This is a genomic window from Sunxiuqinia elliptica, assembly GCF_900113005.1.
Classification (GTDB): domain Bacteria; phylum Bacteroidota; class Bacteroidia; order Bacteroidales; family Prolixibacteraceae; genus Sunxiuqinia; species Sunxiuqinia elliptica.
Genome location: NZ_FONW01000001.1, coordinates 1 through 14,576 on the forward strand (window position 1 = coordinate 1; position 14,576 = coordinate 14,576).

Genomic DNA, 14,576 nt, shown 5'->3' on the forward strand with positions numbered 1-14,576 from the left:
TTTCATTCTGACAGGGGGATACAATACGCCTGTACCGAGTTTAAAGAGCTGCTGGCGTCAAATCCATTTGTAACACAAAGCATGAGCAGAAAAGGAGATTGTTGGGACAATGCCGTTGCTGAAAGCTTTTTCAAGACCTTAAAAACAGAATGGATCTACAGAAACAAGTATGCCACAAAAAAGCAAGCGAGAGTTTCTGTTTTTGAATATATAGAAACTTGGTACAATACCCAGAGAACCCATTCTGCTTTAAATTATTTGTCGCCAGTGGAATTTGCTGAATTAATAAATAAACAAAAATTGGCAGCGTAGCTTAACTCAATGTCCACTTTTTTGTTGCAAGTTCAAGCCAGCTTTGCAGGCTTTGCCCCTCTCTTTGAAAAGAGAGGGGACAGAGTCGGTGTAATCCGTTAGGATTGCATAAAACTCCGGGGTGAGTTTGGTTGAAAAAAAACCACTTCCCCATTCACTATTTACGAACTGACTCTCCTCGTTCATTTAATCAGCCTGGCTTCTCCTTTTCCAAAGTTTGAAACTTTGGAAAAGGTTTGATCTCCGCAGGCCACTGTTCTCTGTCAATGCCTTCCCCGTGATGCCCGGCAGCCCTCTGTTTGGGTTCGAGGCCTTGCCCGTGGTGCTCGGCATGCCTTTGTTTGAGATCAGAAGCCTGCCAGCGGTGCACGGCAACCAAATGTTTTGCGTAGAAAGCTTGCCAGTGATGCCCGGCGACCAAATGTTTGTGAACAGAAGCTTGCCAGCGGTGCCCGGCAACAAAATGTTGGCCGACAAAAGCTTGCCGACGATGGCTGGCAGCCAAATGTTTGCGAACAGAAGCTTGCCAGCGACCAATGGGGAGCTATCTAAATCAGTAAGTTAGCACACTTCAAGCTTGAACTACGCTTCTGAAACCTGCAGCTGGCAAGCTCATAGCCTCGACCAGCGATTGTCCAACACTATTTGATCTATCAGCTTTATTCAGAATCAAAATTTCTGGTTAGCAATATCAATTATTATTGCTAATTTAATGCCTCGCCATGACGATGAATAAACGACTAGAACGGTGGGGCTAATTTAAAACAGACAAAATATGATTCTTGGAATAGATGAAGTTGGTGATTTTGCTATAAACTCAGAACAGTTTCATTTTTTCTTAGTCGTTCAACTTGACCAAAATAAAAATGGCATTGAAATTAAGAAGAAACAATTTTCAGACTGGTTGAAAACCATCCCAGAAGAGAAGATAAATGATAATGGAGAGGTAAAAGGCACAGACTTAACTGATGAAGAACTTTATGAGTTTGCTAAACATGTAATAGCAGCTGACCCAATTACTAGAATTCTACAAGTTAGAGTTGTGCCAGCCGAGAATCCACCAGAACTAATTGAAAAATTTAAAGAAATTGAAATTGGAAGAATCCAAGGAGCCATAGAATATTACCAAAAACATGGAAATCAACAAATTGCTAAGGACTTACAAAAACTTACATATTGGTATAAAAATCGAAACTATCAACACTTTCTAAAAATGTTAGTTCTTCACAGGGCAATATCAGAAGCACTAAATGAAACTATTGGAATTTCTATTTTATTAAGTTTTTTACCTGGAAATGAAGAAGAAAAAAACCTTCTTAATATCAAATTAAAAATCGACAGAGATTTTATAAATGGTCCCCAACCCAGAATCTTCTGGGGTGAGATATTGAGGAATGCTATTAGAGAATATTCACAAGCTAAACCTATCCCTGTTCTGGATACATGGAAAGATACTGGACATCCATTCCTAGAAAAATATAAAACTCCTGATGGAAAATTGAATTTCAAAGACATACTTAAAGAAAATTGCCACTTTTTTCACTCCCATGAACATTTTGAAATCCAAATGGCTGACATTGCTGGAAATATAGTGCATAGATATCAGAACAGAGGGAGATGTAAAGATGCCTATGACAAACTAGTTGAACCAATCAGGAAAGAACAAATAGATATAATTCATTTAAAATTGAATCCAAATCCAACAGATGACAATGAAATATTTATTGAATAATATAAAAATAAAAGTCAGCGCATAGCAAATTGTATATGGCATATGGAGCCCAGCATAGTTTGGAAGGTTAAACCCCACACTCTTCATATGGCTGAACCGTTATACCGTCACGCGATGAAACACAAATTGTAGATGAACTATCAAACCATTAAACCACATTGTGATTTAGCGTCCATCGTCAAATTCTACTGGACTTTGGAAGTGCCTTTTGATCCCAAAAATCAGAAGCAAAAAATCATCCCTGACGGCTGCATTGAAATGACATTCAACTTTGGAGACAAGATCAAAAGGTACACTTCGGAAACAGACTTTACCCTTCAGCCTGATGCTATGGTAATGGGACAGAGAACAAAATCATTTGACATCTTACCCCTTGGAAATGTTGACACTTTTGCTATCTGTTTCTATCCTATTGGATTTGCAAACTTCGTTAAACAACCTCTTGAAAACCTGGTTGACAAGGAAACACCTATTTCAGAGCTTTTCGAACAAGAAGAAGCCTCTGAACTAGAGCAACAAATGATTGAAGCGACTAACAGCCAGCAGAGAATCGCGATTATTGAAACCTTTCTTCTGAAAAAACTCAATGAAAAAAATACGATTAGTCAGATCGTGAAATCAACGGTTGATGTCTTTTTAGAAACAAACGGAACGGTTCCAATAAATGCCATTTTGAAGCATGATATTTCAAAGAGAAGACAGCTTGAAAGGCATTTTAGAAAACAAATTGGCATTAGCCCAAAGCAGTTAGGTAAAGCCATTCGACTTCAAGCAACCTTAAATTTGTTGCTCAATAAAAAATCAGAAACACTAACAGCAATTGCTTACGAGAGTGAGTATTTCGACCAAAATCACTTCATAAAAGATTTTAAAGACCTTATCGGGCTTACACCAAAGGAGTTTTTAAACAATGAACACATGACTTTATCTGCACTCTTCTACAAATAAGGTTTGCAGTGTCGCATTTCTACTATTTTGGCTTCGCGCCAGCCATTAGTTTTGCCCTTAAATCAAAATAAGCGCATCAATGGCAATCAAAGGAATAGTTATCGCATCGTTGGTTTCTGCAGTTTGTTTTGTTTCATGCACCAATTCGGACAAGACAAATTCTGATGCAACAACAAAAGACACTTTAACAAACTCAAAAGAAAATGATATGAAAAGTTACGTTTCAATGTTTGAAATTCCAGCAACGGATATTTCACGAGCAATTAATTTTTACCAGGCATTGTTAGACATCAAAATCGAAAAAATGGCTATTGAAGGAATGCTTATGGGAATATTGCCTTATGAAGGACAAATGGTAACGGGTGTGATCATCCAGGCAGATGGATACAAACCATCTCGAAACGGAGTTACCATGTACCTAAACGCAGGAGACAATCTCCAGGTAGCCCTTGACAGAGTAGAAAAAAATGGCGGGCAAATCCTGGTCCCTAAAACAGCACACGCAGACGAAAGTGGATACTTCGCAATCTTCCTTGACTCAGAAGGAAACAAGCTAGCTCTTAACTCGCCAAACTAACGACACTATCATACGTACGGATCTCGCACTGGTCGACTCACTATGTCATCAAAAGCAGAACCGTACTTTTTTATTTTAGATGTAGCATTCCAGTAAAAGAATGTCCCCCCACAACCTCAACCGATCAATTGTAATTTCATTCCCAGGTTCCGATAGTTATCAGGACACAACGACAACTTGCAAATAATCGTTCGCTACTAGACTTACAGCATCATTGTAAATGTAATTTTTTTATATTTGCGCCTCGAAAATAAAACGATATAATAAAAATGTGATTAATAATTTCTTTCAGAGAAATTAAAACCAAACAGTCATAGCCGGTTTAGTTGATTATTCAACTTTTTAGCGAAAGAAATTATGATATATCTACAAGGTAGTTCATCTATCCATCCAGACAAGGATTTACTTTTTGAGAATATATCTTTCTCAATTAACAATTCTGAAAGAAATGCATTAATTGGCAACAACGAAGTCGGAAAAGCAACACTACTGCAACGAATTGCTGGAAAACGACAAGCCTTCGAAGGACCGTTAAAAGCAGAAACAAAACCGTATCATATCCCCAAAATATTTGGACAATTTAATTTATCTGACAATTCCTCAAACGCTGGAAATTGACAGAAAGCCCCATACAAGAACCATTCACAATAATTTATAAACGATGAAGAGAATATTATTTATTTCAGTTTTAGCTGTATTATTTTTAGGTTGTTCTAAAGAGGATGAACCTGAAGTTTCTTCACCAAGTGAGGAAACAGAGCAAGCTGAAGCTTTTTCACTTAGCGGGAAAACATATGCCGCCTATGGAGGTCAGGGAGGAATATATGGCTTCGAAGTCTATGATGTTTACTATGTTAGTAGGTTTACATCAAATAACAATGTTGAACAAACAGCTCGTAAAAATTCTCCAACAGGAGAGATTTTGGGAGCGATTGTCAATTACACCTACACGATTGATTATCCCACGCTAACAATTACAATGGGATCAAATGAGGTCATCGCTACATTTGTAGATGAAGAAACCTATAGAACTGGAAGTGGTTCAAATGTAACGGAATATATCCTGCAATAAACGAAGCACGAACCACTAATTGAGTAGACGGCCGGTGAGCAAAAAAGCTCACTGGAGCGCCTCTCACACCGCCCTTTTAAATAAACTTCTCGCGTTTTTGCAGGTTAAACAGGCCATAGAGTAAAAAGACCACGGCAGCAAGAACGATTTTACTTACCAGAGGCTATCCAATTCTTTAGGAAAGCCTGCCAGCGATACTCTGCAACAACCTATTTGTAGCAAAACGATTCTTTTAAAACCTGCAGCTAGTTAACTGTAGCCTTGACAGGCAATCGTCCAACACTATTTTATCCATCACTTTTTTCTGAATCTAAATTTCTGATTAGCAATATCAATTATTATTGCTAATTTAATGCATCGCATTGACCATAGATAAACTAATAGAACGTTACCAACCATATTCGGAGGCTAAATTAGAATGCAAATGGACAACTTTTTCTTCGACTACATATTTCCGGTTCTTCTAAGTATTGGGATGATTCTTTGGATTTATTGTATTTGGTTCTTAAATAAATACGACAAGAACACGAATAGACTTGTAATGCTGCTCCTTCTGAATATCTATTACGTTCCTTTTTATTTATTCAGGGTTCGGAGAATCAAAAAAGAAAATAGGATAAAAGCTTTAAGTGAAGAAATATATGATTCGGGTTTTATTGAAATGTCCCGTCATAGTATCATCGACACACTTGACTTGTGGGCTTCCGAAGAAAAACAACTTGAATATAAAAAGACTGAAAGTGAAGCGAACCTTACAGATGAATTATTTCAACAATGGAAAACAGTTTACAGAATCGACAATAAAATTATTGGAGAAGCATTCAATAACTTAGAAACTGAATTACTCAAGACATTTGACAAATCAATTGCGATTAGTGATGAAAAATTCAGAAATGATTTTCCTGATATAAATGAATTTCAGAACACAAATGACTGGAAAGTTTTGAATCAATTAGCGAAAGAGATAATAAAAGAAATAAAATAAAAATACGGTTGGTAATTGAGTAGACGGCCGGTGAGCAAAAAGCTCACTGGAGCGCCTCTCACACCACCCTTTTAAATAAACTTCTCGCGTTTTTGCAGGTTAAACAGGCCATAGAGTAAAAAGACCACAGCACCAATCACCAAGAACAGGCGGTTTTTTAGGACAATTCCTTCCCACACCACTTCATTCATCCGCCCGGGAACATTAAAGGGGTTTAGGAACACGAACCACATCGTACGTTCCAATGCATCTGAAAGAATAAGCAGAATTATTCCCAGAATTACCATCACTACTGCTGTTCCATTGCCATTTTTGATGATGGTGGAAAACATAAAAGCCATGCTTCCGAGGAAGAAAACCGGAAACATCAGCTGGCCTGCCATTTCCAGCCAATTAACGGGAGCCAGAAAAATACTGCTGACACCTGCAAAACCAATGAGCAGCAGGAAGACCAACACAAAAATCAGCACCAAACGCACCAGCCAGACTTTGTACCGATAATCCGGAATTCCGAATAAAATTTCGAGAATCCCTGCATCCTGATCGTTCTGAATACCAAAAGTCATGGGATAAAAAATAAGCAGCACTGCCGGAAAAAATAAAACTCCATAAACAAACTCCTCATCAGGCAGTTCGCCATCCAGCACTGCAACGATGGAGACAAAAGCATAAAACGCAAATGCTGCCAACAAGAACCAAATAAACCGTCCTCCAAAGATGATCCGGAAATTATACTGAATCATTTTTCGAATCAGGTTCATCGTATTTTTTAGTTTGAGTGTATCCATAATTGCAGTTTAAAAGTTTGTTGTTATTAAGCAAGCCAGGGCTATCTCGAGTTTCAAATAATCCCGTTTCCGGTCTCCTCTTCACTCCTTGCCCCATGCTCTTACCCCTTTGCTCTTTGCCAAATCCTAAATTGTAAATCGTAAATAGTCTAATCCTCGCTAATTTTGCCTGTGCCTTAGCCTATTCCTTCGCCTTCTTACTTCAAATCTTTAATCAAACATAGGTAAGCATCTTCCAGCAAAGGTTTCGCCTCAATCGCTTCTTCTGCCGGTTTTTCACGGCTCAGCATCCGCACCCGGATGTTATCGCCAACCCGCATGTGGTGCGTAACCAAATGCTTGTTGGGCAGATTCTCAAATGCCTCGGCTGGCACATCGTATTGCCACACCAGTTGATCCGCCAAGCCCACCATATCCATCGGTGTTCCATGATATTTTACCTGTCCCCGGTTAATTACGGCCACCTGGTTACACGAACTTGAAATATCTTCAATAATATGGGTAGAAAAAATGACGATACGCTCGCGACTCAGCTCCACCAGCAAGTTTCGGAACCGAATCCGCTCGCGCGGGTCAAGCCCGGCCGTAGGTTCATCCACCACCAAAATCTTGGGTAAATGCAGTAAAATCTGAGCAATCCCAATCCGCTGTTTCATCCCACCAGAAAAAGAACCAATCTTGTCCCGCCGTTTCTCCCACATGTGTACCGCTTTCAAAACATACTCCACCCGTTCTTCACGCTCCTTCACATCGACCAAGCCTTTCAACAAGGCCTGATAATCCAGAAAATCCTGAGAGGGCATGTCCTCGTAAGTGCCAAATTCCTGTGGCAAATAGCCAATCAGGCCCTGCAGTTCTTCGCGCTTTTCCTGCGTGTCAATGCCATTGATCCACACCTTACCGTAGCTCTGCTCAAAGATTCCGCAGATAATCCGCATCATGGTTGATTTTCCAGCACCATTTGGCCCCAGCAAACCAAACATTCCCGTACCAATTTCAAGCGACACCCCATTGAGCGCTTTAAAGGGCACCCGGCGTTTCCCAATCACCGGAATTTGTTTTACCAAACGGTAAATGGTTCGTCGCAATCGGCTAAAGCGTCCGGTTATCCGGTCGATATTAACCTTTTCTTCGTACAGGCGGCGAGCTGTTACCGACACCATTAAAGCCAAGTACCAAAGGGCTCCGAAAGCTCCAGCCAAACCCGTATACTTGGTCTTTTGCCATAAGATGCCAACTGCCACCAAAGGAAAAAACCAAAACAAAAACCGTTTGACTACTCCGTTGAGCCTGCGATAACGCTTCCGCTGGGTCTCCGCATAACGATGTTCCAAATAAATGGCTACCGGCTTCCAAATCTGGTTCAGGTAGAGATAAACCATCACCATCATAAAACAAATCCAGAAAGTCGCATTTAAAAAGAAGAAGGTAAAATAGATGAGGAAAGCCAGCAGCGGTAACTGCCAAATCAACTGATCAAACTCTCGCAGGGAACGGTATTCCTTTTCCAGCCCGGCACGACGCCTGATATTCAGCCCTCCTCTCCACTCGCGGGCAAAGCGACTTGGTCGGTCGTATATTTTAACCAGGTTTTGAATGACGATATGCACCTTCTCATCCGGCGCAATCAAGCGGCTATTGGCCTTTTTCAAGCTGTTGAGCACAAACCAGGTGATTCCCGGAATAAGCACAACGGCCAGCACGGTATCCAACATTTTCCAAGTCAGAGCATCCACTTCAAAATAGATCAAGACCAAGGTGCCTGCCATCGCCACCAATTGAAATACTTTTAGCTTCCAATCCAATCCGTAAAACCAGTCCAAGGCATTTTCCAATCCCGAATAAAAGGTCGGGATAAAGATCAACGTCAACGCAGTACTCAAAGCCAAGCCACCAATTACGATGATTGCAAAAGGTGCTCCAATCACGCTGACATATTCTGCTTGTCCCATGGCCAGTGGCACCATCGCAACAATCGTGGTTATGGCGGTTATCAAAATTGGTCGCACCCGCGATAAGCCGGCTGTCATCAGGGCCCGAGGCCGACGATAACCCCGTTTTCGGAGAATGTTACTATAATCAATCAGAATGATTCCGTTGTTGACCACCACCCCAAGCAGAATGAGGAAACCGATCATCGTGTTGGTATTGTACAAACTGTTTCCAGTTATAATTAAGGCCAACAGCGAACCGATGGCTGCCAAGGGGATGGAAAAGAGTAAGACAAACGGCGTAGCAAACGATTCGAACACCGAAGCCAGAATCATAAAAATCAGAATGATGGCTGCCAGAATAAGAAACTTGAATTCACTTAAATCATCTTCTTCGTGAATCACTTCAGCTGCAACACCCGATGGAAAATTGTATCCGGCAATCAACGCATCAATATCATAGCGATACGACTCCAGCAAGTCTTTCGATTGCTGCGCCTCCGAAATCAGGCTGTAAGTTATTTCAATCTGCTTTTCCTGGTTCACCCGCTGAATGCTTGCCGGTCCACGAGCGTACACCATCTGCGTAAAATCCTGCATATCGTGCAAACCTCCGGAGGCATCACTAACCGGCAATCGCTTCAGGTCATCCATCGAGCGAGGCTTTTCCTCTTCCTCGTTCTCCTCACCTTGTTTGATGATAATTTCATACTCTTCCACGCCCTGATTAAACTGCACTCCCGTTGCTATTTCACCTGAAAAAGAGTTCAGTTCGCTGGCGACCTGCCCCATATTAATGTTATAAGTAGTCATCAAAAGCGGATCAAATAGCAAGTGAACTTCCGGGCGATTGTCCTGCACGTTGACTCGGGCACTGTTAATAAAATCCTGCTCTTCGAGGAAATACTCCAGGTCTTCCGCCACGGTCTGCATCATTTCAAAATCCTGTCCTTTAATGACCACCTTCTCCTGATCGGTACCAATTCCCATCATGCGCTGAAAGTCACCCATCATATTTCGGGCCCGGCCTCCAAAGCCACCGCCACCGCCGCCAGATTGACTTTCTTCAAAGGAAATTTCGGCCGATCCAATCTTTTTGGTGAGCTCATTAACATCGGCTTTTATGGTCGCAAAATCCCTTCCTCCAATTTTTTCATAGTCTTCAGCCAAAGTAATGGCCACCACCGCTTCTTCTTCCTGAATGGTGCTTACCACATCCTGCTTTTCTGCCAGCTCGCCCAACTTCTCTTCAATCTTAGCCACTGTTTCGTCGGTAGTTTCCAGACTTGAACCCGACGGCATGGTCACAAACAATTGGATCTGGTCATTTTCCACTTCCTGCAGCGAGCTGACACTTAACATCAAACTCACAAATATCGTGATAAAGAAAACGGCAACAGCTCCTAACACAGTGGCTGCCGGATACCGCATGCACGATTTCAGCAGCAACAAATACACTTGCACCATCCGGTTGTTGGTGGTCACCTTCTCAAACGAAACCGATTTTCCGCCTTTTCTTTTCAGGATGTAGTGAATCGCCATTGGAACGAAAAGCAGAGCAACCACCAGCGACACCAACAAGGTTGAGATAATGGAAATCCCAACATTCTTGCCAAGCAATTCAATCATGAAATTACTGGAGAACACAAATGGCAGGAATACCGTGATGGTAGTCAGCGTAGCCGCCAGAATGGATCGCCACACTTCGGATGTTCCCTGAGTCACGGCCGTATCGGGATCAGCGCCTTTCCCCGCCAGCCGGTAAATATTTTCGAGCACCACCACACTGTTGTCGAGCAGCATCCCAATGGCCAAAGCCATGCCCACTAGCGTGAGGCTGTTTAGAGTAATATCGTAGGCATAAAATAAGTTGAAGGCTGTAAAAATGGACACCGGGATCGCCAAGGCAATGAAGGCCACAATCCGAACATTTTTCAGAAACATCCAAAGCACAAATACGGCCATCAGCCCGCCAATCAGTGCCAGATTGATGATCTGATCAATATTCTCCTCCATGGTTTCAGCAGCATTATTCTGCACCACCAATTCCACCTCTTTACGAGCCAGCTCCGCATTCAATTTCTCAATCAACTCCAACACTTTATGCGACAGTTCAATCTGATTGGCCTGCGAGTCATTAATCAGCTGAATTGAAACTGCATCTTTACCATTCACGCGGCTGTAGGTTGTTTCCTCCTTCACCCCAAAACGCACCTCGGCAATATCTTTTAGCAGAATGGGGCCATCAGCCACCACCAGGTTTTCGATATCACTCACCTGGTCATACTCTGCCGTTACATGCACAAAGTAGAGTTTCTCGCTTTCATTCAGGTTACCAACATAAGTCCGCGAACGTGCATTGGATGACAAAGCTGTTCGCACAGCAGCAGGTGTAATACCATAAGCTTCACAGGCTTCCATATTCAGAATAACCTCAATGGATCGTTCGCGTCCGCCAAACACATTGACCCCGGCAATACCATCGACATTCTCCAACTCAGGCGCTATTTCCTGATCCACCACATTCCGCACCCGGTCAACTCCGCCACTTCCCCGAACCTGCAGATCCATAAACTGGGAATTGATTTGCGAGAGGTCCATCCGGTTGACATTCACCATCACCCCTTCCGGCAGCTGGCTTTTTATTTCGTTGATCTTCTCCTGAAGTTTCAGATAAGCAAAACTGAAATCGACATCCTTTTGGTAGTAAACAATGACGGTTCCCATTCGGGAAGTTATATTCGACTCAATCGATTCAATTCCTTCAAGTGTGCCAACAGCTCCCTCAATTGGAATGACAACTTCGTTTTCAAGATACTCCGGATCAGCTATTTGAGGAGTCGTTGCCTGCACAAACAAAAAAGGCAAATCGGCATTGGGCAACAGCTCAACCCCCAATTGTTTATAAGACACGTAACCCAACAGGGTCAGTCCGATAAACAACATACTGATCAAGGTTTTTCTATCAACTATAAATTTCATCTTGTAATTAGACGTTTGATGTTAAATATTTAGGCAATAGCTATTAAAAGAGAGAGAGTCAAGATCCAAGAACCAAGAGGGGATGGAAACGGGAGACAGTTTTCCCCTAAGCACTCTGCCCATCGCTCTCTGCGCTCTGCTCTTTGCTCTCTGCCCTTAGCTCGTCCGCTTCTGCAAACGGTCTTTCACTCCTTCAATCGCCTCGTACATGCACGGCAGCACAACCAGAGTCAACAAAGTTGAAGTGACCAATCCCCCAATCACAGCCAATGCCATGGGCGAGCGCAACGAAGCACTTTCGCCAATTCCCAGGGTTAGTGGGAACAAGGCCAGAATGGTGGTCAAACTAGTCATGATAATTGGGCGAATACGTTGCTGCCCGGCCAATAAAATGGCATCCAAACGAGCCATTCCATCTGCCCGAAGCTGCAAAATCCGATCGATAAAAATGATGGAATCATTCACCGCAATCCCTACCAACATGATAATCCCGATGTAGGCCATAATATTCAATGTTTTACCCAAAAGGAAAAACACCAAAATGGAACCTACCACTGCAAGTGGAATCGTCAACAAAATGGTGAACGGATGCAAAAGTGACTCAAACTGAGAGGCCAAAACCATGTACACCAGCACAATGGACAAGATTAAGGCAAAGCTTAAGCTCGCCATGGATTCTTGCCGCTTAGCTTCTTCCCCACTGATTTTCACCTGATAATCGGGAGGAATATTCATGGGTTGAATCGCTGTTCGTATTTCACGGGCAGCTTGATCCAATGGAACATCTTTTTCCAATTGAGCTGTAATTTTTCCAATCCGGTTCTGATTTCGACGATACACTTCTTTGGGCGATTGACCAATGCGAATATCGGCCAGTTCACTCACCAAAAACTCTTGATTATTACTCGAAATACGTAACTCATCCACCTGCTTCAATCCTTTTTCTGGCAGCTTGATGGTTATGTCCTGCATCTCCCCTTGTCGCTCCACCTGGCCAGCGACTTTTCCTTCCAGCTGATCTTGAATCTGGCTCACCATGTTGGTGACACTCAGGTTATACATGCCCGCTCTCAAGCGATCCACCACAATTTCAACCTCGGGCGAGCCTTCTTCCATGGAAGACTCGAAGTTGTACATTCCCGGAAGGCTCTCCACCCGGCTCATCACCTCAGCGGTTAAGGATTCAATCACCTCCAGATCTTCTCCCTGAACCTCGATCACCAAAGGAGCCTCATCGGTTCCCATGATGCTTTTCAAGGCTGTTTCGTCCTGCTGGTAGTTGATTTCCATGCTTGGAATTTCACCCACGGCCCGACTGATTTTTCGAATTGCTGCCGTTGAAGCCAAGTTCGTTTCCGGCTTCAATATAATTTTGATGGTTGCCGTATTTTCACCTTCAAAAATCTGGTTGGCCGAACCACTAACCCCTCCCGAAGGACCAACATGGCTGTACAAGGTCTCCAAGTCTTCAGCAAGCAATTCTGAGATCAGGGTTTCGAGGTTTTCCACTGCAGCTGAAGTCCGCTCCAGCCGGGTTCCTTCCTGCATGCGAACTTCAAGGCTAAATTCCCGGGTTTCGGTTTTCGGCATAAACTCTGTACCAATAAAAGGAAGCAACAAAGCCGAGCCACCCACCAAAATCAAAGCCAATAAAATCACCAGCCACTTCATTCGAAGCACACGCCCCAGAAAACGGCCATATCCCTTAACCTGAACCGATTGCTTTTGCGTTTTGCGCGGTTTCTTTTTATACAGTAAATTAAAGAGCATCGGGATAACCAGAATGGCTACTGCCAGGGAAGAGACCAGCGAAAAGGCCACTGTCCACGCCTGATCTTTAAACAATTCGCCCGATGCACCGTGCAAATAGACGATGGGCAAAAACACGATGATGGTTGTAATGGTAGAAGCCGTAATTGCCCCGCTCACCTGCGAAGTTCCCTCAATGGCCGCTTCCCGGACCGACATGCCCGATTCATGGTTTCGAAAGATATTCTCCATCACCACGATGGCATTATCCACCAGCATTCCCGCACCAAGAGCCAAACCTCCCAAGGTCATGATATTCAGGCTCAAGCCATTAAAGTACATCAAATTGAAGGTGGCAATGATCGATATCGGGATGGCAATGCTGATAATCAGGGTCGTTCCAAAACGCCTCAGAAAAAGGAACAGGACAAAAACTGCCAGGACAATCCCCAGCAAAGCCGACTCTTCCACTTCATTGATCGCATCGCTGATGAAGCTTCCCTGGTTAGTCACCATTTGTAGCTGATAGCCCGGCAACGCCTTTTCGATATCACCAATGGCCTTGTTAACCTCCTCAACCGCTTTGACCGTGTTAAACTTGGTTTCTTTATAAATAGACAAGCCCAGGCAGCGCTTGCCATTGAGCCGAACAATGTTTTCCGGATCTTTATTCTGAAAGCTCACGTTAGCCACTTCGCGTAAATAAATGGGGGCTGAAGCAACTTTTTCCTGCTCGGCAACCACCGGTTTGTAGCCGACAATAATGTTCTCAAAGTCCTCCCTATCGGTGAGTAAACTCACACCTTTAACCACATAGCGCAAGCCCATCTCCTCAATGCTTCCGCCCGAAATATTTTGGTTGAAACTGTTGATCCTTGTGCTAATCTCATCCAGGCTTAAGCCAAAAGCATCCAGCAGGTAATCGTTGGTTTCGATTAACACCTGCACATCTTCTTCGCCTGCAACATCCACTTCTGCCACCCCCTCCAAACGAATCAACTCATTTCGGATGTAATTGTCAGCCACCTTACGCAAGTCGTTCATGTCGTTGTTCGTCGGATGACTCAATCCCAGCAACATCACCGGCGATGTATTGGGATCGTGCTGCGTAATGTTGATTTCGTCAATATCTTTATTCTGAGCAAATGAACTCACCGCTTTCTGGAGGTCCAGAAAAGCATCGTCCATATCTTTATTCCAGGCATATTCCACCGTAATTTGCGCACTCCCCACTTTTGAGATGGACGAAACCTGAACGACATCCGACTGTCTGATCGCCAGCGCCTCGAGGTTCTCAACAAATTGCTTTTCCATCTCTTCCGGAGGACGTTCGCCCGACTCCATCTCAATAAACAGGCGTGGGTTGTTCAAATCCGGGAACAGGTCAACGCCCAGCTTATCATACGAGATGTAGCCCAACAGCACGATGCCAAGCACCAACATCCAAATGGTAACCGGATAGTTGACCGAAAATTCGCTTAACTTCTTCACGGCTAATCC

At 43.2% G+C, this 14,576-nt stretch carries 11 protein-coding genes; 8 read left to right on the forward strand and 3 right to left on the reverse strand.

Translation table 11 applies throughout. The features are described 5' to 3' along the window. The 8 genes from BM156_RS00005 to BM156_RS00045 all read left to right on the forward strand — a co-directional run. A partial coding sequence (locus tag BM156_RS00005) for an integrase core domain-containing protein (RefSeq protein WP_139218177.1) occupies positions 1–312 on the forward strand: 312 nt, incomplete at its 5' end. Between the two features lie 217 nt (positions 313–529). Beyond that, positions 530–877: a hypothetical protein gene (locus tag BM156_RS20565; protein WP_139218178.1), complete on the forward strand. Its 348-nt coding sequence runs from the start codon at positions 530–532 to the stop codon at positions 875–877. 210 nt (positions 878–1,087) lie between these two features. Next, complete coding sequence (locus BM156_RS00020) at positions 1,088–2,044, forward strand: DUF3800 domain-containing protein (RefSeq protein WP_093917772.1); 957 nt, start codon at positions 1,088–1,090, stop codon at positions 2,042–2,044. A gap of 132 nt (positions 2,045–2,176) precedes the next feature. Then, entirely contained in the window at positions 2,177–2,992 is an 816-nt protein-coding gene (locus tag BM156_RS00025) for an AraC family transcriptional regulator (RefSeq protein ID WP_093917773.1), read from the forward strand. A 79-nt stretch (positions 2,993–3,071) separates the two neighbouring features. Continuing rightward, positions 3,072–3,569 (forward strand): VOC family protein, encoded by a 498-nt coding sequence (locus BM156_RS00030; RefSeq protein ID WP_212733377.1) that lies wholly within the window; start codon positions 3,072–3,074, stop codon positions 3,567–3,569. Between the two features lie 357 nt (positions 3,570–3,926). Then, on the forward strand, positions 3,927–4,187 hold the full coding sequence (locus BM156_RS00035; protein ID WP_093917774.1) for an ATP-binding cassette domain-containing protein: 261 nt from the start codon (positions 3,927–3,929) through the stop codon (positions 4,185–4,187). Between the two features lie 43 nt (positions 4,188–4,230). Continuing rightward, entirely contained in the window at positions 4,231–4,641 is a 411-nt protein-coding gene (locus BM156_RS00040; protein ID WP_093917775.1) for a hypothetical protein, read from the forward strand. 541 nt (positions 4,642–5,182) lie between these two features. Next, the gene (locus BM156_RS00045) at positions 5,183–5,626 is read left to right on the forward strand and encodes a hypothetical protein (protein ID WP_139218179.1); all 444 of its coding nucleotides are present in this window, start codon (positions 5,183–5,185) and stop codon (positions 5,624–5,626) included. A 71-nt stretch (positions 5,627–5,697) separates the two neighbouring features. On the opposite strand, the gene BM156_RS00050 is transcribed toward BM156_RS00045, so the two are convergent. The 3 genes from BM156_RS00050 to BM156_RS00060 all read right to left on the reverse strand — a co-directional run bounded on the left by BM156_RS00050 (position 5,698) and on the right by BM156_RS00060 (position 14,567). Further along, the gene (locus tag BM156_RS00050) at positions 5,698–6,414 is read right to left on the reverse strand and encodes a hypothetical protein (protein ID WP_093917777.1); all 717 of its coding nucleotides are present in this window, start codon (positions 6,412–6,414) and stop codon (positions 5,698–5,700) included. Between the two features lie 197 nt (positions 6,415–6,611). After that, positions 6,612–11,327: an efflux RND transporter permease subunit gene (locus tag BM156_RS00055; RefSeq protein WP_093917778.1), complete on the reverse strand. Its 4,716-nt coding sequence runs from the start codon at positions 11,325–11,327 to the stop codon at positions 6,612–6,614. Between the two features lie 156 nt (positions 11,328–11,483). Continuing rightward, positions 11,484–14,567 (reverse strand): efflux RND transporter permease subunit, encoded by a 3,084-nt coding sequence (locus BM156_RS00060; RefSeq protein WP_093917779.1) that lies wholly within the window; start codon positions 14,565–14,567, stop codon positions 11,484–11,486. Positions 14,568–14,576 lie beyond the last annotated feature (9 nt).